Origin of the sequence: Arthrobacter sp. AK01 (assembly GCF_021109375.1) — a bacterium.
GTDB lineage: Bacteria > Actinomycetota > Actinomycetes > Actinomycetales > Micrococcaceae > Arthrobacter.
This window is the reverse complement of the sequence record NZ_JAJOHP010000011.1, coordinates 1-20,991: the sequence shown is the minus strand read 5'-3', so window position 1 is coordinate 20,991 and position 20,991 is coordinate 1. Positions and strand designations below refer to the sequence as shown.

Sequence of the window (20,991 nt, the reverse complement as noted above, 5' to 3'; positions counted from 1 at the left end):
TATGGCCTCGTTCCTCTACCGTCTCGGCAAGTTTTCGTATCGGCGCCGCTGGCTGGTCATCTCCATATGGCTGGCCGTCATGGTGGCAGTGGGCGGCTCGGCCGCAGCGTTCCACGGCACCATGTCCAACAACTTCACCATCCCCGGGACCGAAACCCAGCAGATGGCGGACAAGCTCAAGGAAGCCCTCCCTGATTCATCGGGCGGCTCGGCCAGCGTGGTCTTCGACGCCGGAGATGCCGGTTTCGACCAAACCAAGAAGGACGCAGTGGCCGCTGCCCTGACAAAGCTTGAAGCCATGCCTGACGTGCAAGGAACGGTGAACCCGTTCACCACGCAGGAGCAGCTGGACAAGTCAGCCGGCGAGATCGCAGCCGGTGAAGCCAAGGCCGCTGAGGGCAAGGCACAGCTTGACGCCTCCCGCGCACAGCTGGAAGCGGGCGAGACCCAACTCGCCGGGGCGGAACAGCAACTGGCTGCCTCAGGCCTCACACCCGCACAGATCGAAGCCCAGCTGGCTCCACAGCGCGCCGAACTTGCTGCCGGCAAGGAAAAGCTCGACGCCGGAGCCAAGGAAGCTGCCGACGGCGCCGCCGCATTGGCTCTGGGCAAGCGACAGCTCGAAGCCTCCGAAGGCCTCCGTTTTGTCTCCAGCGACAACAAAGCCGCAGTAGCCCAGGTCCAGTTCAAGACCTCGATCAACGCCGTTGACCCCGCCGTCCGCGAAGAGGTCCAGGAGATCGTCCACGGCGTCTCATCGGCCGGCGTCACGGCCTATGCCAGCAAGGAAATCACCGAGGACGTCTCGGAGATTTTCGGGATTGCTGAAATCGTGGGCGTCGCCGTCGCGGCCATGGTCCTGATCCTGATGCTCGGAACCCTCATCGCAGCCGGGCTTCCTCTCCTGATGGCCCTGATCGGCGTAGCTGTAGGTGTGGGCGGAACGTTTGCCCTCACCAGCGTCATCGACATGAGCTCCATCTCCCCGATGCTTGCCCTGATGCTCGGCCTCGCGGTGGGCATCGACTACTCCCTGTTTATCGTCAACCGCCACCGCACCCAGCTGCTGGCCGGCATGGACGCGGAGGAATCCGCTGCATTGGCTACGGGTACTTCCGGTAACGCTGTGTTGTTCGCCGGTCTCACCGTCATCATCGCCCTGGCTGCGCTGGTGGTCCCCGGCCTGCCGTTCCTCGCAGTCATGGGTGTTGCCGCCGCGGCGACAGTTGCGGTCGCCGTCGTCGTCGCTTTGACCCTGACGCCCGCCGTTCTGGCCCTGATCGGCCGCCGACTCATCTCCAAGCGCGCTTGGGCCAAGGCCGCAAAGCACAATGCTGAGCCCGGCCACGAAGCCGCCGACCGCGAGCTCGAAGAGAAGCGCAGCAGCGGCGGCTGGGGCGGCATGGTGACGCGCCATCCTTGGGTTTCACTTATTGCCAGCGTGGTCCTGCTGGGCGCCTTGGCGTTGCCGGCCTCCCAGCTGCGTTTGGCACTTCCCGACGGCGGATCCGAGCCCGTGGATTCGCAGGCTTTCAAGGCTTACGACCTCACCCGCAGCAGCTTCGGGGAAGGCGTGACGGGACCGATCATCGTGGTCGGCGAGTTCCCGGAAGGCCTCAGCGAGAACGACGCCAAGAATAAGCAGTTTGACGTGGCGGACCAGCTTCGCAGTGTTGAGAATGTCGTCGCAGCCGTGCCCATTGCCCTGAGCGAAGACCGCCGCACCACCGTCTTCCAGGTCATTCCGAAGGAAGGTCCGGCCAGCGCCGGCACCGTGCAGGTGGTGTCGGATCTCCGGGCCAAGGGCTCAGCAATTCAGGACGACATGGACGTGACCATCGGCCTGACCGGGCAAACCGCGGGCAACATTGACGTCTCCAACAAGCTCGGGGCTGCCTTGCCACCGTACTTGGCGATCGTCGTCGGCCTTTCCCTGCTCCTGTTGCTCCTGGTATTCCGTTCAATCGTGGTCCCGCTGCTGGCTACCGGCGGATTCCTGCTCTCCCTGGCCGCTGCGTTCGGCGCCGTGGTTGCTGTGTACCAGTGGGGCTGGCTGGGAGGGATCTTCGACGTCGCCAACCCGGGCGCGGTGCTGAGCTTCCTGCCCATCATCCTGATCGGTGTACTGTTCGGCCTCGCCATGGACTACCAGGTGTTCATCACCTCAGGCATGAGGGAATCATTCATGCACGGTGAGTCCGCCAAGCACGCAGTGCGTTCCGGCTTCAGCCATGCCGCTGCTGTGGTCACCGCAGCCGCGATCATCATGGTCAGCGTGTTCTCCGGCTTCATCTTCAGCCACCTCACCATGGTCCGGCCGCTCGGCTTCGCCATGGCGTTCGGTTTAAGCACGCGGAAGGTGATAGGGGGTCGGCGGGATAAGCGCGGGAAGTGAGAGATGTTTGGTATTAGGCTGGGTGGCGTGACCCGATTGATTCTCGCCTCCCAGTCCCCCGCCCGCACCAAGCTGCTCACGGAAGCCGGGATCCAGCACGACGTCCTGGTCTCGGACGTGGACGAGGATGCGGTGCAGGCCAAGTACGGCGTGACGGACGCGCATGACACCGCGCTGCTTTTGGCACGGGCCAAGGCAGAGGCCGTTGCCGCGCTCCCCGAGGCCGAGGGCGCCCTGGTTATCGGTTGCGACTCCGTCTTCGAGTTCGACGGCGAGTCCCACGGCAAGCCTTACACCGCGGACGTGGCACGGGAGCGGATGCTGCGGATGAGTGGCTCGCATGGAGTGCTGCACACCGGACACTGGCTGGTGGACTGCAGGGATACCGAAGCAGATGCGGACGAGAACGAGACTCCCGAAGGAACCGGCGCCACGGTAGGGGCCGTATCCAGCGCCGAGGTCCACTTCGCCCAAATGAGCACCTACGACATCGACGCTTACATCGCCACCGGCGAACCACTCCACTGCGCCGGCTCCTTCACTATCGACGGCTTGGGTGGGGCCTTCATCCGCAAGGTCGACGGCGACCCGCACGCCGTCGTCGGGCTTTCCATCTCTACGCTGCGGGACCTGCTGGTCCACGCGAACGTGGGAATCACCGAACTCTGGGACAACGACGAGCAGTAGACGCCATTTGTAGCAACCCTACAAAGGAACATCGCCTCACACACGGAATCCCCCATCAATATGGGCGGAACCCTCACAATCGCGCTAGGCTCCCTGAAGGACAGAAGGAGTCAACAACTTGTCAGCTAACCCGGCGCAGCCCATTTCCAGCCCTCTTACCAAGGTCTTGATTGCCAACCGCGGCGAAATCGCGGTCCGCATCATCCGAGCCGCCCGGGACGAAGGCATCGCCTCCGTAGCGGTCTACGCCGACCCCGACCGTGATGCCCTCCATGTCCGCCTCGCCGACGAAGCCTACGCTTTGGGCGGCAACACCGCCGCCGAGTCGTACCTGGTGATGGACAAGATCATCGACGTCGCCAAACAGTCCGGCGCGGACGCCATCCACCCCGGCTACGGCTTCCTGGCGGAGAACGCCGAGTTCGCGGCCAAGGTCATCGACGCCGGCATCACCTGGATCGGCCCCTCCCCCGCAGCCATCTCAGCCTTGGGCGACAAGGTCCAGGCCCGCCACATTGCCGAAAAGGTTGGCGCTCCCCTGGTCCCCGGCACGGCTGATCCCGTGGAATCTGCAGACGAAATCCTGAAGTTTGCCGAAGAATTCGGCCTCCCCGTTGCCATCAAGGCAGCATTCGGTGGTGGCGGTCGCGGCATCAAGGTCGCCCGTACCATGGACGAAATCCCCGAGCTCTACGAATCTGCGGTCCGCGAAGCCACGGCAGCCTTCGGCCGCGGCGAGTGCTTCATCGAGCGCTTCCTCGATGCTCCGCGCCACGTTGAAACCCAGTGCCTTGCCGACGCGTTCGGCAACGTCGTGGTGGTCTCCACCCGCGACTGCTCACTGCAGCGCCGCAACCAGAAGCTCGTTGAGGAAGCCCCGGCTCCCTACCTGAGCGAAGAGCAGGTCAAGAGGCTTTACGAGTCCTCCAAGGCCATCCTGAAGGAAGCCAACTACCTCGGCGCCGGAACCTGTGAGTTCCTGGTGGGCCAGGACGGCACCATCTCCTTCCTTGAAGTCAACACCCGCCTCCAGGTAGAGCACTGCGTTTCGGAAGAAGTCACGGGCATCGACCTCGTCCGCGAGCAGTTCCGCATCGCCCGCGGCGAAGCACTCGGGTACGACGATCCCGAGGTCCGCGGCCACTCCTTCGAGTTCCGCATCACCGGCGAAGATCCGGGCCGCAACTTCATGCCTGCTCCGGGCACCATAAGCACGTTGAAGAACCCGACAGGACCCGGGATCCGGATCGACTCCGGTATCGAGCAGGGTGACGTCATCAGCGGCAACTTCGACTCCATGCTCTCCAAACTGATTGTCACCGGCGCTTCCCGCGAGCAGGCTCTCCAGCGTTCCCGCCGCGCCCTGGAAGAGATGGTTGTTGAGGGTATCCCCACCGTCATCCCGTTCGACCTCGCCGTGGTCACCGACCCCGATTTCGCTCCCGCTGAAGGACCGTTCAAGGTTCACACCCGCTGGATCGAAACCGAGTTCGTCAACAGCATTCCGGCATGGTCGGCCACGGGCACCGGTGCTGAAGCGCCCGACGCCGGTGAGCGCCAGCGCGTCGTCGTCGAGGTTGGCGGCAAGCGCCTTGAGGTCGTCCTGCCGTCGGGCCTGGGTGGCAGCGTCGCCGCGGTCTCCAGCGGTTCAGGTGCCAAGGGCGGAAAGTCCAAGAAGCGTTCCCGCTCGGCCGGCGCCACGGCTGCTGCAGCTGGCGGCAACGCCCTGACCTCCCCGATGCAGGGCACCATCGTCAAGGTGGCAGCCGCTGAGGGCGACGTGGTGGCCGAGGGCGACCTGATCGTGGTTCTCGAAGCCATGAAGATGGAGCAGCCCCTCACCGCCCACAAGGCAGGCACAGTGCGTGGCCTCGCCGCCACCGCCGGCGAGACCGTCGCGGCTGGCGCCGTCGTTATTGGGCTACTTAGGCAACGTTGTTCTCGTAGTCCATGTCCTTGGTTTCACGGGTCAGCCAAAGAGCAATGAACGTGATCACCGCGGCGACTGCCATGTAGACACCCACCAGCCAGGTGCTGCCGTTCGCGGCAGACCAGAGCGCGATGGCAACGAACGATGCCGGAGCCGCCCCGATCATGGACGACAGGTTGTACGCCACGGCAGAACCGGTGTAGCGGACGTTCGCGGGGAACAGCTCCGGAAGGATGGCTGCCATGGGCCCGAACGTCAGGCCCATGAGCGTGAAGCCCACGATCAGGCCAACCATCGCCGCTGCCTGGCCCGGACCAAACATGGTGAACCAGAGCGCGCCGAACACGAAGATCCCGGCGGTGACACCCAGCAGGAACTTGCGGCGGCCCCACTTCTCCGCGAGCGGTCCGGAGACCACCGTGAAGATGCCGAAGAAGACGACGCCGATGATCAGCATCCACAGGAAGTCGGACCGGGTGATGCCAAGGCCGGGGACGAACGCCGCGACCTGGTCCGCGGTCATGGGCTTGCCTGCCTTTTCGGCTGCGGCCTGCGCGCCGGCCAAGGTGGGCTTGGTGCCGTAGGACAGCGTGAACGTGGTCATGATGTAGAAGAGCACGTAGGTAGCAAACATGATGAAGGTGCCTGCCACCACGGGGCGCCAGTGGCTCTTGAGCGTGGCAGCGAGGGGCAGCTTTTGGACCTTGTCCTGCTCGATCACCTTGGTGAAGGATGCGCTCTCCACCAGCTTCAGGCGGACGTAGAGTCCGACGATCACCAGCACGGCGCTCAGGATGAACGGAACACGCCAACCCCAGGCCAGGAACTCTTCGGCACTCAGGGCCACGTTCATCCAGATGAAGATGACGTTGGCGATGATGAAACCGATGGGAGCACCCAACTGCGGGAAGGTGCCGTAGATGGCCCGCTTGCCCTCGGGAGCATTTTCGGTGGCCAGCAGAGCCGCACCGGACCACTCTCCACCCAGGGCAAGGCCCTGGAAGAAGCGCAGGATCACCAGCATGATCGGGGCGAGGATTGCCCATCCCGGCATGGATGCCGTGGGCAGGAGTCCAATAAGGAACGTGGCAATACCCATGGTCAACAGCGAAGCAACCAAGGTGCCCTTGCGGCCGATCTTGTCACCGAAGTGGCCGAAGACCACGGCACCGATGGGACGCGCGAAGAAGGCAACACCAAAGATGGCAAACGCACTGAGGAGAGCATTGATGTCAGTGGCGTCGGGGAAGAAGAGCTTCGGGAAGACGAGTACCGACGCGGTGGCATAGGCATAGAAGTCGTAGAACTCGATCGTCGTGCCGATCAGGCTCGCGAAGATCACCTTGCCCCGCGAGTTCACTGGCTTAGTGGACTCGCCTTCCTTGGATGGTGCGGTGGAAGACATGTATTAGCAGCTTTCGTTCACGCCGGCCGATGCCCCAGGAGCCTACCCGGCGAAGGTTTATTCGAGAGTTCAATAATAGTTCCGGCTGTCCATTGACCGGACAACCAAGTCCAACATGCGGACGCGCAGGAAAATCTCATCCTGTGGTCCGGGCCACATTACCTCACCATGGCCTCACGCGCCGGTGACCCCTCCGATAGGGAAATGTCACAGCACGTTTACAAACGGCGCCCGTCCACGAAATGCACGAAACCTACCTTGGAATAACAACGTCCCCCACCAAGGAGCCACTCCGTGACTGTTGACCGCTCCGCAGAAGAACTGGCCCCCGCCCAGTCCACTGCCACCGCAGCCCCCGCCCTTGAACACCGCCCCGGCCGCTGGATTGCCAACTGGGATGCCGAAGACAAGGGCCAGTGGGAAGCCGAAGGCCGGTCCATCGCCAAGCGCAATCTCTACTGGTCGATCTTCGCCGAATTCCTCGGTTTCGTCGTCTGGCAACTGTGGTCCATCGTGGTGGTCCAGCTGCCCGCAGCCGGCTTCACCTTTGATACCAACCAGATCTTCTGGCTCATCTCCATCCCCAGCCTGGTAGGCGCTACGCTCCGAATCCCGTACACCTTCATGGTTCCCAAGTTCGGTGGCCGGAACTGGACCATCGTCTCCGCCCTCCTCCTCCTGATTCCCACCACGGGCCTGGCCATCTGTGTCTCGAACCCGGAAACGCCCTTCGGCGTCATGCTCCTGATGGCCGCACTCGCCGGTTTCGGTGGCGGTAATTTCGCCAGCTCGATGGCCAACATCACCTTCTTCTACCCCGCCCGCGAAAAGGGTTGGGCGCTGGGCCTGAACGCAGCCGGCGGAAACCTGGGTGCCGCCGTCGCGCAGCTCGTTGTTCCCATCGCCATCACCCTGCTGGCGGCCGGAACGGTGAACCTGCCGATGGCTGGCATCATCTGGATTCCGCTGATCATCATCGCCGCCTTTGGCGCCTACAAGTACATGAACAACCTCACCAGCGCCAAGGGTGATGTGGCCGGCTCGCTGGCCGCCCTGAAGGAACCGCACCTGTGGATCATGGCGTTCCTGTACATCGGCACCTTCGGTTCCTTTATCGGCTTCGCAGGCGTCTTCCCCAAGCTCATCAAGGACTACTTCCCGGACTTCTCGTCCATCCATGTCGGCGCAGTTGCACTCTCGTTGGCCTTCCTCGGCCCGCTGGTTGGCTCCCTGGCCCGCCCCTATGGTGGCCGTATGGCTGACCGCATGGGTGGGGCACGGATGACCATTGCTTCGTTCGCCTCCATGGCCGTCATCACCCTGACCATGATCTGGACGTTGCCGCTGAAGAACTTCTGGCTCTTCCTGACCTTGTTCCTGCTGCTCTTCCTGGCCAGCGGGTTTGGAAACGGTGCAACGTACCGGATGATCCCCGTCATCTTCGCAACGTCCAGCCGGGCAGCACGCTCCGGAGCACCCAGTGCCACCACCGCGCGGCTCGCGTCCTCCTCCCTGGGCCTGATCTCCGCGATCGGCGCCTACGGCGGATTCGTCATCCCGCAGGTACTCAATGCCTCCAATACGGCCAGCGGCTCCTACACCCCGGCGTTCTACGGATTCGTTGGAGCCTATGTCCTGATGCTCACCGTCTGCTGGGTCTGCTACATCCGCCCCGCCCAGAAGCGCAACACGATCGGACACATCTAGATGCCCAACGGCGCCGATACCCACTGCCCCTACTGCGCGCTCCAGTGCGCCATGACGCTGACCCCGGCTGCACCCGCAGTTCCGAGGGCAGCGGCAACGCCCGCCGCAGAACCGGCCACACCCGCCGTGCCCTTGGAAGTTTCCGGGCGCGACTTCCCCACAAACCGGGGCGGGCTGTGCCGCAAAGGCTGGACATCGGCGTCGTTGTTGCATCACAACGGCCGCGTCACGGAGCCGATGCTCAAAGGTTCCGACGGCGTGCACCAGCCCATCTCCTGGGACCAGGCGCTCATGCTCATCACCGCAGCCGTCAAGGACACCCAGGCTCAGTACGGAAATGATGCCGTGGGAGTCTTCGGGGGTGGCGGCCTCACCAACGAGAAGGCTTACCTGCTGGGCAAGTTCGCCCGCCTCGCCCTGAGGACGTCCCGGATCGACTACAACGGCCGGTTCTGCATGTCGTCCGCGGCCGCCGCCGGCAACCGCGCCTTCGGCGTGGACCGCGGTCTCCCCTTCCCCGTCACGGACCTCGACACCGCGTCGGTGATCCTCATGCTCGGTTCAAACGTTGCCGAGACGATGCCGCCGTTCGTCCAGCACCTGCAGGGCGCGCGCGATGCCGGTGGGCTGATCGTGGTGGACCCCCGCCGCTCGGCTACTGCAGCGTTCACGTCCGACGGCGGCGGCCTCCACCTGCAGCCGACGCCCGGCACCGATTTGGCCCTCCTTTTGGGCATCAGCCATGTGGTGGTCCACGAAGGGCTCACCGATGCCGGGTACATCGCTGAGAACACCAGCGGCTACGCGGCCGTGGTTCGCAGCCTCTCTGCGTTCTGGCCGGAGCGCGTCCAGTCCATCACCGGCGTCCCCGCCACCCTCATCCGCGAGACGGCCCGACGACTGGCCCAAGGCGCCCGCGCCGGTGGCAGCTACGTCCTCAGCGGCCGCGGCGTGGAACAGCACGTAGACGGCACCGATACCGCTACTGCGGCAATCAACCTCAGCCTGCTCCTTGGACTGCCCGGCTCAGCCCGCAGCGGCTATGGCACGCTCACCGGCCAAGGCAACGGCCAGGGCGGCCGCGAGCATGGCCAGAAGGCGGACCAGCTCCCGGGCTACCGCAAGATCACCGACCCCGCAGCGCGCGCCCACGTCGCCGGCGTGTGGGGAGTCGATGAGTCGCTCATCCCCGGCCCCGGCCTGCCCGCCGTCGAACTTCTCAAGTCGCTCGGACAACCCGACGGCGTCCGTTGCCTCTTCGTGCACGGCGCCAATGTGGCGGTGTCCGCCCCGGACACCAACGCAGTGATCCATGGTCTTCGCAGCCTGGACTTCCTGGTGGTTTGCGACTTCTTCATGTCCGAGACCGCTGCCGAAGCTGACCTCGTTTTGCCGGTTACCCAGTGGGCCGAGGAAGAGGGCACGCTGACCAACCTCGAAGGCCGCGTGATCCGTCGCCGGCGTGCGTTGACGCCTCCCCCGGGTGTCCGGAGCGAGCTGTGGCTCATGGCCCGGCTGGCAGAGCTGCTTGAGGCCCCGTCCACTTTCAGCGACGATCCTGAAACTGTTTTCGAGGAGCTACGGCTGGCTTCTGCCGGCGGCTTGGCCGACTACTCGGGCATCGACTACGCCATGCTGGACCGGGGCGAAGCTGCCTACTGGCCCTACCCTGTGGGCAGCACCGGCACCCCGCGGCTCTTCGGCGATGGGTTCGCCCACGCCGATGGCCGCGCAATGATGGTTCCCGTCACTCCCTCCAAGCGGGCTGTGCGTTCCTTTGCGGACGACTCCCTGGCACTCGCCACGGGCCGGCTGCTGGAGCACTACCAGTCCGGCGCCCAGACCCGCCGCGTGAGCGAGTTGATGGCGTCGCAGCCGCAGGCCCGGCTCCTCATCCACCCGGGCACAGCAGCTGCCCGCGGTATCGCCGACGGCGACTACGCCACCGTCACGAACGAGCGCGGCGAAGTACTTTGCCGCGCTGAACTCAGCACGACAGTCCGACCGGACACCGTCTTCCTGCCGTTCCACTTCCCCGGCCAGGAAAACGCCAACCGCCTCACCGAAGCGGCAACAGACCCCATCTCCGGCATGCCGGAATTCAAGACCAGCCGGGTATGGGTCCGGCGGGCAGTCTCCACAAAGGATCTGGCCTCGAGCACAGTTCCTGCCGGGACGCGACTGCCACTGCACGTCAAGGAGGCATCATGAGCGAACGCATTGTTGTAGTTGGATTCGGGCCTGTGGCATCGCGGCTCATTGACGAACTGCTCCCCGCCGTTCGCACTGGACTGGTGCAATTGCTGGTGGTGGGTCAGGAGATCGAGGCTGCATACAACAGGGTCATGGTTGCTGAGCTCGGCGTTGGCCGCACCACAGCAGAGGCTTTGGCGATGGCCGATGCGTCCGAGTTGACGTCCGACGGCGTTGACGTCCGGTTGGGCATCAAGGTCAAGCGGATCGACCGTGCCCGCCAGCACGTAGTCCTCTCGGACGGCACCACTGAACACTACGACCGTTTGGTGTTCGCCACTGGTTCCCGTCCTGTGATTCCCAACCTGACCGGACTCAACCCGGATCCCTCCCGGCCCGTCCTTCCGGCCGGAGTTACAGCTTTGCGTGATCTGCGGGATGCCGCCGTGCTTCGCGCCGCGGTTGCCGAAGGCAAACGTGTTGTGGTGCTGGGTGGCGGCGTGCTGGGTCTTGAGACCGCCCTCGCGGCCGCCGAAGAGGGTGCCCAAACCACGGTGGTGCACAACGGGCCCTTCCCCCTGGGACGCAGCATCGACCGCGGCAGTGGCTCCGTCCTCACCAACAGCCTGCGCGCCGGTGGCGTCCGGATGGCCGGCAACGCACGTTCCACCGGCGTGGAGACGGCCGGACCCGGCGGCAGTTTCTCGGCCTTGCTGCTGGATGACGGTTCCGCGATCGACGGCGATCTGCTGGTGTTGTCCTGCGGTGTCCGGCCCCGTATCGAACTGGCTGAGGGATGTGGGCTTCCTGTCGCCTCCGGCATTCTGGTGGACCACCATCTCCGGACGTATCACGAGCCGCACATGTTCGCGATCGGTGACTGCGCGGAAGTGCGCTGCCCGGACGCTTCCTGCGTTGATTGCCGTACCGCAGGTGGGCCTTCCGGCTTGGTGGGCCCGGGGTGGCGCCAGGCCGAATGGCTGGCCGAGTACTTGGTGGTTCTGGCCCGTGACGGCCAGGCTGCCGCGGATGCACTGGAGGCGTTGCCCAAGGAGAAGCCCGGAGTGGTGGTCTTGAAGGCGCGGGGCATCAACCTTGCAGTGGCCGGCGACAACCAGGCCGATCCTTGGGATGAGGAGTTGTTGGAAGCCGGCGCTGTTGCCGGACGTGCCCGTCGGCAGATCTCCCAATGGGCAGATCCGGAGCACGGCCGTTACGTGAAGATGACCACGCGCGGCGGGGTCCTGGAGGGCCTCGTAGCTGTGGGCATGCCCAGGACTGCAGCTGAACTCGTGGTGCTGTTCGAGCGTTCCTCTGAGTTGCCTGCCGACCGGTCCTTGCTGCTCCGGCTCGATGGGCCTGACCAGCTTGACGCCGGCGCAACCAGCAACGATCCCCAGCGGACCGTGTGCCGTTGCGCAGGGGTCAGCGCGGCCAGCATCGAGGACTCCGTTGTTGAAGGCTGCAGCACGGTCGGCGAGGTCTCCAAGGCCACCCGCGCCGGAACTGGCTGTGGAGGATGCCATGAGGACATCAAGGGGATCATCGAAAAACATTTCCAAGCGGCTGCCGCCTGACGCCGCGTAGCTCTCTAGACTTCTCGGGTGAACATCTCCGAACAAGCACCCGGCGTCTTTTTCGTGGAGGGACCGGCGTCCAACTGGCTCATTGTCCGTGACGACTCAGGCTTCATCCTGATCGACGGCGGCTACCCCGCCGACCGTGACCTGGTCTTGGAGTCCGTCCGTGGGCTCGGCCTGGATCCCGCGGCAGCCAAGGCAATGTTGATCACGCATGGACACGTGGACCATACAGGATCCGCCGCCTACTTCTCCCGAACCTTTAGCACACCCATCCTCTGCTCCCCCGAGGAACTTGCCCATGTGCAGGGCAAAGAGAAGCATCAGGTCACGTTCGGCCAGGTCTTGGTCCGGGCGTGGCGGCCCAAGGTGTTCCACTGGATGCTGCACGTCATCAATGCCAAAGCCCTCCAAGCAGAGCCGGCCACACGGGCCGAGGCCTGGACCCAGGAGAGGCTCCAAGGCCTGCCGGGAAAGCCGGAAGCGATCCTTCTTCCCGGCCACACCCCGGGCAACGTTGCTTTGCTGCTGCCAACCGCCCGGGCGATCGCCGTGGGAGATTCGTTCGTCAGCGGGCACCCGATCAGCCCTATGTCCGGCCCGCAGATGTTGCACTGGATGTACCACTCGGACCCGGCGGCGGCGTTAGGGGCTACCCATCGGCTCGATGATGTTGACGCTTCAGTGGTCCTCCCGGGACACGGCCCTGCCTTGAATATGCCCCTCGCTGAAGCCCTTTCGGCGCTGCGCAAGCAGTACTGAGCCGGTCTACTCAGCCAAGAGCTCGTCCGCCAAGGCCGAAGCGAAGGCAGTGACCAAAGCCGATTTGCGGCGCCCGGCCATGGTCTGGATTTGTCCCTCCCGCTGGAGGAAGACCGTGTTGTCCACGGGAATGAAGACAAGACCAGCGTCTTCGCGTGCCGGGACCGTGAACCTGCTCATCAGCGCCACTCCAGCGCCGCTCCGGGCAAAGGCAAGAATGGGTCCCACTTGATCCGTTTCCAGGACGATCTCAGGGCTAAGTCCTTCCCGCTGGACGGCGATATCAAAGAGCTCACGCTGGGTAATCCCTCGTCCGGGGAGGGCAAGTTTTTCCTCGCAAAGTTCCTTGAGAGACACCGAATCCCGAGCTGCCAGCCGATGATCGCGCGTGACGGCAGCCAAGGCAGGAGCCGGTAAGGAATACTCCACAGTGACATCACGCTGGGGCCCGAGGGCAAACACCGCGGCAATGTCAGCCTTGCCGTCGATCACTTGACGCGTGGCCTCTGCTGAGGGCACGACCACCAGGTTGAACACAACGTCGCTGTAGCTGGCTACCATCGTTGCGATGGCCGCCGGCACCCTGCAGTGAGCCAGCCCTTCCGCACTGGCAACCTTGATGACGCTGGTTCGCCGAGACTCCGTATCCCGCAGTTCCTGGAGCAGAGATTCTCCTTCGAGTTCGCTCCTGCGGGCATGCGCCAACACCAATCGCCCAGCCTCGGTAAGCATCATGCCCCGCGGGTGCCTGAGGAAGAGCGGAGCTCCGGCCGAGGATTCCAGCTTGCTCATTTGACGGCTGATGGCTGATGGCGAGACGTGGAGGATTTCTGCGGCCTCAGTGATGGATCCGGTACCGGCGACCTCGCGGAAATAGATCAGCGATGTTGGCAACAGCTGCACGTCGCACGCTTCCCTTCGGTTTGCATTCAAGTCAAAGCTTATTGAGAAAAGGATACTGGTTAGTGAGTCAGGCCACATCTAGAGTCGGAGTTAGCCACCACGATTCGAGGAACGAAGCCCATGACTCTACGCACCGAAATCCTTGCTGCAGCTAATGATCACATCGACTCTGGAACGTTTCTCAGTGAACTGCGCACAGCGGTCTCCTACCCGACAGAGAGCGGCAAGCCTGAGGGAAGAGATGCACTGAATGCATATCTGGACGACATCCTCACCCAGTTGTTGGAGGACATGGGGTGCGCCGTGGATCGGTGGGACCGGTGGGACGGCAGCGACAACTCGTTCCTGCTCGGCACCCGCATGGAAAGCCCTGAGCTCCCCACGGTCCTCTGCTACGGACACGCCGATGTGGTGGACGGCCACGAGGGACGGTGGGCGGGAGGCCGTAATCCGTGGGAAGTTTCCGTTCAAGAAGGTCACTGGTACGGCCGGGGCACCGCCGACAACAAGGGCCAGCACTTGGTAAACCTGGCAGCCCTCCGACTTCTGCTTGCCCACCAGGGAAAGCTTGGTTTCAATCTCAAATTCCTGTTCGAATGCGGCGAAGAGATCGGCTCGCCCAACCTGGCCGAGTTCGCGGCCTCGCACCAGGATGAGCTCTCCGCGGATGTCTTCATCGCATCCGATGGTCCCCGCCTCAACGCCCATACTCCGACGATCTTCCTTGGCGCCCGGGGCGGCGCAAGCTTTGAGCTCACGGCCAAGCTGCGGCCCAGCTCTTACCACTCGGGCAACTGGGGCGGGCTCCTTCGGAATCCGGCCACCACCCTGGCAGCCGCCATCGGCACACTGGTGGACGGACATGGCCGGGTTCAGATACCCGGCCTGCTGCCTGTAGCGCTACCGGGCTCCGTCCGGCGAGCCCTTGCCGGCGTCGAAATCTTGCCGGGGCCCGAAGACCCTGCCGTTGATGAGGGCTGGGGCGATGAGAGCCTCAGCCCTGCTGAGCGGGTCTACGGCTGGAACACGCTGGAAGTCCTGGCCCTGGGCGCTGCTGACCTGGAAAACCCCGTCAACGCCATTCCCGGAACCGCGCAAGCAATCCTGCAACTTCGATACGTCACCGGAACAGACACCAACGGGTTGGAGCGCCGACTTCAGGACCATCTGGACGCCAAGGGCTTTGACATGGTCAAGGCCCGGGTCACCACGGTCTTTCCTGCCAGCAGGTTGGACCCGGACAATCCTTGGGTTGCCTGGGCCAGCCAGTCCATCACGGAGACCACGGGCACGGCACCGGCGATCCTGCCCAACATTGGCGGCTCCCTCCCCAACCACGTTTTCGAAGACATCCTGGGGCTGCCGACACTCTGGGTCCCGCACTCCTACCCCGGCTGCCTGCAGCACGCGCCCAACGAACACATGCTCGAGTCCATCGCCCGCGAAGGCCTGCAGATCGCGTGCGGGCTCTTCCACGATCTAGGCCAAGCCCAGGTTCCTGTCCTGGAGCAACGCCGCACAGCAGCCCACGCCTGAATCCCACTACGTATCATCGAGGGAACACCATGACAACAACGCCCAACGCCGGTCCTGCGCAGCAGCCGGCACCTGTTGGCATCAACGACGACGTTAAACGCCCGCAGTCCAGGAAATCGACCACGCGAGGAATTGCCGCCGCGACGGTCGGTAATGCCCTGGAGTGGTTCGACATGGGCATCTATGCCCTGCTTGCCATCTACATCGGCCGCAATTTCTTCCCGGCCGAAAACCCGGCAGTGGAGCTAATCCAAGCCTTTGCCGTCTTTGGCGCCTCCTACCTGATCCGTCCCCTGGGCGGCCTCATCCTTGGCTCGTACGCAGACAGGAAGGGTTTGAAAAAGGGCCTCATGCTGACCATCCGCCTGATGGTGATCGGCACGGCGATGATCGCCTTCATGCCTGGCTACGACCAGATTGGCATGCTCGCCCCGATCGGCATCATCCTTGCCCGCCTGGTCCAAGGCTTCTCGGCTGGTGGTGAGTTTGGTGCCGCGACGTCGTTCCTCATCGCCCAAGACTCCAAGCGCAAGGGCTTCCTGGGAAGCTTCCAGTTCGCCAGCCAAGGCTTGGGATCGCTGATGGCAGCCATCTTCGTCGCCGTCCTCACCTCCGTGCTTTCCGCATCGGACATGACCGAGTGGGGCTGGCGCATCCCCTTCATTTTCGGGCTGTTGGTGGGCCCGGCGGGCTACTTCATCCGGAAGCATGTGGATGAAGCACCGATCGTCCGCAGCGACGACGACGCCGGAGCCTCGGGATCCCCCATCCTGGATGTTTTCAAGACCCAAAAGCTCGGCATCTTCATTGCTGCAGGCGCCTTGGCCATTTCCACGGCAGTGAACTTCATCCTCCAGTACATGCCTACGTACGGGATCAAGCAGTTGGGACTCGACCCGTCAGCTTCGTTCAGCTGCCTGGTGATCACGGGCGTCATCCTCACCTTCGGGACACCCGTGGTGGGGCACCTCTCGGACAAGTTCGGGCGACTGAGGATCATGATCCCCACGGTCATTCTGACCGCGCTGATGGTGATCCCGCTGTTCCTCTGGCTGACTGCTGGAAGGTCCTTCCTGGTTCTGGCCACCACCATGACCATTCTCGGTTGCCTGAAGGCCGCCTACTTCGGAGCACTGCCCTCGGTGATGTCGGACGCCTTTGATGCACGATCCCGGGCAACCGGACTGTCCTTCAGCTACAACGCTTCCGTGGCGGCCTTCGGTGGCTTCACTCCCATGATCGCCGCGTACCTCATCGAGATCACAGGACAGGATGTCGCCCCTGCCTACTACTTGGCCATCCTGGCTTGCCTGAGCCTGGCGGCGTTGGGAGCCGGCCTCAAGTACCGGGGCATCCGCTAAGTCGCTGGACGCAGAAACGCCCGCCTCGATGGCTCGCTGCGCAGGGTGCCGTGCGAACGGCATGGTGCGCAGCGAACCGTCGAAACGGGCGTCGGCGTTTGAACCTACATGTGCACGTGCAAGCGCCGTGCGGCCTCAGAAATGGATCCCGTGAGCGACGGGTACACCGTGAAGGCGCTGGCGACGTCGTCCACGTGGAGCTTCTGGGTCACGGCCACGGAGATCGGGAAGATGAGCTCGGAAGCGTTCGGGCCAACCACCACGCCACCAATCACGGTGCCTGATCCCTTGCGGGCGATGATCTTGACGAAGCCGTCCTTGGTGTTGCGCATCTTGGCGCGGGCATTGCTGAGCAGGGACAGCATCACCACGTCGCCCTGGTACTTGCCGGAGGCGAGATCGGCCTCGGAAACGCCTACGGAGGCGATTTCCGGGGAGGTGAAGATGTTGGACGCCACCTGGTTGAGCTTGAGCGGCTTCACGCCGTCGCCCATGAAGTGCGCGATCGCGATGCGGCCCTGCATGGCGGCTACAGAAGCCAGGGCGAAAACGCCTGTGCAGTCGCCGGCAGCGTAAATGTTGGGGGCGGTGGTGCGGGAAACGCCATCCACCTTGATGTGGCCGGACTCCGTGAGGGTCACACCGGCTTCTTCAAGACCGATTCCGGCCGTGTTCGGTATGGATCCAACACACACCAGGCAGTGCGAGCCTGTCACGACCGATCCGTCACCCAAGGTGACCTTCACGCCGTCGTCCGTCCGCTCGACGGCGTTCGCGCGTGACTTCGACAAAACGCGGACGCCCCGACGCTCGAAGACGCCCTCCAGCAGCTTGGCAGCGTCCGTGTCCTCGCCGGGAAGGACCTGGTCGCGGCTGGAAATCAGGGTGACCTTGGATCCCAGGCCGTTGTAGGCGGATGCGAACTCCGCGCCGGTAACACCGGATCCCACCACGATCAGCTCTTCGGGGAGCTCGTCCAGGTTGTAGATCTGGGCCCAGTTGAGGATGCGTTCGCCGTCGGGCTTGGCCGTGGGAAGTTCGCGCGGGTGGGCGCCGACAGCCAGCAGGATGGCGTCGGCATCGATGGTGCGGGTTCCTTCGAGGGTCAGGACCTCGATGGTGTTGTTGTCCAGCAGTTTGCCGGAACCGATCACGATCTCCACGCCCAGTCGCTCAAGGCCGGCACGGATGTCCTCGGACTGTCCATGGGCCAGGTTCAGGACACGATCATTGATGTGCTTAAGGTCTGCACGGGGCTTGGACGCGGTGCCGTCGCCGTCGAACTTCACTCCCAGCTCGTCCGCCTCACCGACGCGGGTCATGAGGTCGGCGGTGGCAATGAGGGTCTTGGAAGGCACGACGTCGGTCAGCACGGCTGAGCCGCCGAGGCCTGCCCGCTCAACGATGGTGACGTGGGCGCCGAGTGAGGCGGCCACCATGGCAGCTTCATATCCGCCGGGACCACCTCCCAGGATCGCGATACGGGGGGCACTGAAGTCAACTTGGGTGGTCACAATCCTCAATTCTCGCTCATTGCCACGCCGGCTGCCACTCAGCCCACCCTCACCAGCACCCGGGTCCCTACCAAAGTCCCGTGGCCGCAAGGTAGCTTGTACCAGTGAGTAACACTGAGCTGATGAACACAGACCCTTTCGAAGCCGCACAGGCCGCCGCTGACTTCATTGCCGCGGAGACCGGCGTCGAGTCCCACGATGTAGCACTGGTGCTCGGATCCGGCTGGGCGGAGGCCGCGGACCTTATTGGTGAAACCACCGCCACACTCAACGCCTCGGAGGTCCCAGGCTTCCACAAACCAGCAGTCGTGGGCCATGTGGGCACCATCCGCTCCGTCCTCACCAAAGAGGGCAAGCGGGCCCTGGTCCTCGGCGCCAGGACGCACTACTACGAGGGCCGCGGTGTACGTTCAGTGGTCCACGGCGTCCGCACCGCAGCAGCCGCCGGATGCAAGACCCTGGTCCTTACCAACGGCTGCGGCGGTCTCAACGAGGCGTGGACCCCGGGCACTCCCGTGCTCATCAGCGACCACATCAACCTCACCGCAACTTCACCGCTTGAGGGCGCTACGTTTGTTGACCTCACCGACCTCTATTCCTCACGCATCCGCGATCTTGCCCGCGAAGTCGATTCCTCCCTGCAGGAGGGCGTCTACGCCCAGTTCACGGGCCCGCACTACGAAACGCCAGCCGAGGTGCAGTACGCCAAGCGCATCGGCGCCGACCTGGTGGGCATGTCCACCGCGCTTGAAGCGATCGCCGGCCGCCATGCGGGAATGGAAGTTTTCGGCATTTCGCTGGTGACCAACCTCGCCGCAGGTATCAGCCCGGTCCCCCTGAGCCACGCGGAGGTCCTGGAAGCCGGGCAGGCCGCGGGCAAGCGGATCTCCAAGCTCCTGGCTGAGATCATCGCCAAGCTCTAAGACGAACCCCAAAGAATGCGTGGTCACTGGCAGGTGGCCACGCATTCCTGTTTAAGGGTGCGCGTCGGCGTGTGCGCTAACAATCGGGGGCGGGAAGTAAATGCACAGCAGATTCCCAGAATAAATCTGATTTGTTGCGCAACATTTGACCTGCCTGGCCGGAAATGTCACGCGCGCACGTTGGCAATGTAAGCGCTTGCGCATCTACCGGCGGGTAGCCTCCCGGGCAGATGAAATGCCCTTTGATTTGCGACCTAACACGTGTCTAGCGTGGAGAGTGCTCCGGTAAGTCGACGTGCCGGAACACACCGCGACGAGGGCCCCGCATGGACTCGTCGCCACCTCGAAACGATGGCGTCCTTCGAAGACGCTTCCAGCGGATCGACGGACGCCTGAGTAAAAGAACCCCTCATCAGGGGACAGGGCATGCGCCCCACTCCACGAAGTCCAACACTCCGCGAGAAGAGCAAGCATGAACACGCACTCAACCCCTCTACGGCCACGCCGCCGTCTGCGACGGGCAGTAGCCGTCGCCGCTGCAGCCAGCGTGGCAGGCAGCATCCTGCTGGTCACGCCCGCTGCGCAGGCCAACCTGCCGGCCGACCCGCCGTCGAGCACCATGCCGGCACCTACGCCCGGCTTCCCGCTGCCAACCACCCATACGCAGCAGGCCTACGACCCGGCAGCAGACTTCACGTCCAAGTGGACGCGCGCCGACGCCAAACAGATCATGGCCCAGAGCAACCCCAACGTTGCACCGGGCCAGAACTCCATGAGCCCCAACGTCACCATGCCGGAAATCCCCAAGGACTTCCCGGCCATGAACGACGACGTCTGGGTATGGGACACCTGGTCCCTGACCGACGAGAACGCGAACCAGATCAGCTACAAGGGCTATGACGTCATCTTCTCCCTCGTGGCTGACCGGCATGCAGGCTACGGCTTCGACCAGCGCCACTGGAACGCCCGGATCGGCTACTTCTTCCGGAAGACCAACGCCGATCCTGCCAAGGACAAATGGAACTACGGCGGACACCTGTTCCTGGACAACACGTCCATCGGAAACACGGAATGGTCCGGTTCCACCCGCCTCATGCAGGGCAACAAGATCAACGTGTTCTACACGGCCACCACGTTCTATGACATCGCCGAACGCAACGCCGGCGGGGGTGGAATCGCCCCCGACGCGGCCATCGCCAAGGCCCTGGGCACCATCCATGCCGACAAGAACGGCGTGAGCTTTGATGGCTTCCAGCACACCAAACTGCTGGAACCGGACGGAAAGCTGTACCAGAACAAGGCCCAGAACCCGGGCTTCGCTTTCCGTGATCCGTACACGTTCGCGGACCCCGCACACCCGGGCAAGACCTTCATGGTCTTCGAAGGCAACACCGGTGGCACCCGGGGCTCCTACAAGTGCAAGCAGGAAGACCTGGGCTACCAGCCCGGCGATCCCAACGCCGAAACCGTGGCCCAGGTCAACAGCACCGGCGCTTGGTACCAGACAGCAAACGTGGGCCTGGCAGTCGCAGACAACAAGGACCTGACCAAGTGGACCTTCCTTCCGCCGATCCTGTCTGCAAACTGCGTCAACGACCAGACTGAGCGTCCCCAGATCTTCATCCAGAACGAGAACGGGAAGAACAAGTACTACCTGTTCACCATCAGCCACCAGTTCACCTACGCGGACGGCATGCGCGGTCCCGACGGTGTGTACGGCTTTGTTGGCAACGGCGTCCGTTCGGACTACCAGCCGGTCAACAACAGCGGCCTGGCCCTGGGTTCCCCCACGGACCTGAACATGCCGGCCAACGCCCCGGAAGGCCCGGACCCCCGACAGAATGGCCGCCAGTTCCAGGCCTACTCGCACTACGTGCAGCCCGGAGGCCTGGTGCAGTCGTTCATCGACAACGTGGACGGTGTCCGCGGCGGTTCACTCTCACCCACCGTGAAGATGAACTTCAAGGGCGGAGTGACGCAGGTTGACCGCAGCTTCGGCCAGAACGGCCTCGGCCCGTTCGGCTACCTGCCCACCAACGTCCGCGTCGGCGGCGAAGGCCACTACAAGTAGGCCATAAAACCCTGGCCGTGAGGC

The 20,991-nt window shown here is 63.9% G+C and carries 14 protein-coding genes; 11 read left to right on the top strand and 3 right to left on the bottom strand.

Features of this window, described 5'->3' with window-relative positions; translation table 11 throughout:
• Nucleotide 1 precedes the first annotated feature (1 nt).
• The 3 genes from LN996_RS05590 (at nucleotide 2) to LN996_RS05580 (ending at nucleotide 5,069) form a co-directional block, all read left to right on the top strand.
• Nucleotides 2-2,395, top strand: a complete 2,394-nt coding sequence (locus tag LN996_RS05590; protein ID WP_231339326.1) for an MMPL family transporter — start codon at nucleotides 2-4, stop codon at nucleotides 2,393-2,395.
• 27 nt (nucleotides 2,396-2,422) lie between these two features.
• Nucleotides 2,423-3,082 carry a nucleoside triphosphate pyrophosphatase gene (locus LN996_RS05585; protein WP_231339320.1) on the top strand — a complete coding sequence of 220 codons (660 nt, stop codon included), beginning with the start codon at nucleotides 2,423-2,425 and terminating at the stop codon, nucleotides 3,080-3,082.
• Between the two features lie 118 nt (nucleotides 3,083-3,200).
• Nucleotides 3,201-5,069 (top strand): biotin carboxylase N-terminal domain-containing protein, encoded by a 1,869-nt coding sequence (locus LN996_RS05580; protein WP_231339309.1) that lies wholly within the window; start codon nucleotides 3,201-3,203, stop codon nucleotides 5,067-5,069.
• On the opposite strand, the gene LN996_RS05575 is transcribed toward LN996_RS05580, so the two are convergent.
• Nucleotides 5,008-6,417, bottom strand: a complete 1,410-nt coding sequence (locus LN996_RS05575) for an MFS transporter (protein ID WP_231339304.1) — start codon at nucleotides 6,415-6,417, stop codon at nucleotides 5,008-5,010. The genes LN996_RS05580 and LN996_RS05575 overlap by 62 nt on opposite strands.
• A 294-nt stretch (nucleotides 6,418-6,711) precedes the next feature.
• Between LN996_RS05575 and LN996_RS05570 the strand changes: the two genes are divergently transcribed.
• The 4 genes from LN996_RS05570 to LN996_RS05555 are packed head-to-tail and all read left to right on the top strand — an operon-like array spanning nucleotide 6,712 to nucleotide 12,659.
• Nucleotides 6,712-8,124 carry an MFS transporter gene (locus LN996_RS05570; protein WP_231339302.1) on the top strand — a complete coding sequence of 471 codons (1,413 nt, stop codon included), beginning with the start codon at nucleotides 6,712-6,714 and terminating at the stop codon, nucleotides 8,122-8,124.
• Entirely contained in the window at nucleotides 8,125-10,335 is a 2,211-nt protein-coding gene (locus LN996_RS05565; protein ID WP_231339300.1) for a molybdopterin oxidoreductase family protein, read from the top strand.
• A complete protein-coding gene (locus tag LN996_RS05560; protein WP_231339294.1) occupies nucleotides 10,332-11,894 on the top strand; it encodes an FAD-dependent oxidoreductase in 1,563 nt (520 codons plus the stop codon). The genes LN996_RS05565 and LN996_RS05560 overlap by 4 nt, the downstream gene beginning before the upstream one ends.
• A gap of 27 nt (nucleotides 11,895-11,921) precedes the next feature.
• Nucleotides 11,922-12,659 (top strand): MBL fold metallo-hydrolase, encoded by a 738-nt coding sequence (locus LN996_RS05555; RefSeq protein ID WP_231339283.1) that lies wholly within the window; start codon nucleotides 11,922-11,924, stop codon nucleotides 12,657-12,659.
• Nucleotides 12,660-12,665: 6 nt separating this feature from the next.
• Here LN996_RS05555 and LN996_RS05550 read toward each other — a convergent pair whose 3' ends face one another.
• Nucleotides 12,666-13,562, bottom strand: coding sequence for a LysR family transcriptional regulator (locus LN996_RS05550; protein WP_231339266.1), 897 nt, complete (start codon nucleotides 13,560-13,562; stop codon nucleotides 12,666-12,668).
• A 120-nt stretch (nucleotides 13,563-13,682) separates the two neighbouring features.
• Between LN996_RS05550 and LN996_RS05545 the strand changes: the two genes are divergently transcribed.
• Together LN996_RS05545 and LN996_RS05540 are read left to right on the top strand one after the other, a co-directional pair.
• Complete coding sequence (locus LN996_RS05545) at nucleotides 13,683-15,098, top strand: M20 family metallopeptidase (protein WP_231339265.1); 1,416 nt, start codon at nucleotides 13,683-13,685, stop codon at nucleotides 15,096-15,098.
• A gap of 29 nt (nucleotides 15,099-15,127) precedes the next feature.
• Entirely contained in the window at nucleotides 15,128-16,459 is a 1,332-nt protein-coding gene (locus LN996_RS05540; RefSeq protein WP_231339262.1) for an MFS transporter, read from the top strand.
• A gap of 104 nt (nucleotides 16,460-16,563) precedes the next feature.
• Here LN996_RS05540 and LN996_RS05535 read toward each other — a convergent pair whose 3' ends face one another.
• Nucleotides 16,564-17,973, bottom strand: a complete 1,410-nt coding sequence (locus LN996_RS05535) for an NAD(P)H-quinone dehydrogenase (protein WP_231339257.1) — start codon at nucleotides 17,971-17,973, stop codon at nucleotides 16,564-16,566.
• Nucleotides 17,974-18,095: 122 nt separating this feature from the next.
• On the opposite strand from LN996_RS05535, the gene LN996_RS05530 reads away from it, so the two are divergent.
• Nucleotides 18,096-18,896, top strand: coding sequence for a purine-nucleoside phosphorylase (locus tag LN996_RS05530; RefSeq protein ID WP_231339255.1), 801 nt, complete (start codon nucleotides 18,096-18,098; stop codon nucleotides 18,894-18,896).
• 472 nt (nucleotides 18,897-19,368) lie between these two features.
• Complete coding sequence (locus tag LN996_RS05525; RefSeq protein ID WP_231339253.1) at nucleotides 19,369-20,967, top strand: glycoside hydrolase family 68 protein; 1,599 nt, start codon at nucleotides 19,369-19,371, stop codon at nucleotides 20,965-20,967.
• The last annotated feature ends 24 nt before the right edge of the window (nucleotides 20,968-20,991 follow it).

What these genes read in the sequence shown, in the direction of transcription:
- LN996_RS05525 (WP_231339253.1), top strand. Translation starts at nt 19,369, where the DNA reads ATGAACACGCACTCAACCCCTCTACGGCCACGCCGCCGTCTGCGACGG.
- LN996_RS05530 (WP_231339255.1), top strand. Translation starts at nt 18,096, where the DNA reads ATGAACACAGACCCTTTCGAAGCCGCACAGGCCGCCGCTGACTTCATT.
- LN996_RS05590 (WP_231339326.1), top strand. Translation starts at nt 2, where the DNA reads ATGGCCTCGTTCCTCTACCGTCTCGGCAAGTTTTCGTATCGGCGCCGC.
- LN996_RS05540 (WP_231339262.1), top strand. Translation starts at nt 15,128, where the DNA reads ATGACAACAACGCCCAACGCCGGTCCTGCGCAGCAGCCGGCACCTGTT.
- LN996_RS05560 (WP_231339294.1), top strand. Translation starts at nt 10,332, where the DNA reads ATGAGCGAACGCATTGTTGTAGTTGGATTCGGGCCTGTGGCATCGCGG.
- LN996_RS05565 (WP_231339300.1), top strand. Translation starts at nt 8,125, where the DNA reads ATGCCCAACGGCGCCGATACCCACTGCCCCTACTGCGCGCTCCAGTGC.
- LN996_RS05575 (WP_231339304.1), bottom strand. Translation starts at nt 6,417, where the DNA reads ATGTCTTCCACCGCACCATCCAAGGAAGGCGAGTCCACTAAGCCAGTG.
- LN996_RS05545 (WP_231339265.1), top strand. Translation starts at nt 13,683, where the DNA reads ATGACTCTACGCACCGAAATCCTTGCTGCAGCTAATGATCACATCGAC.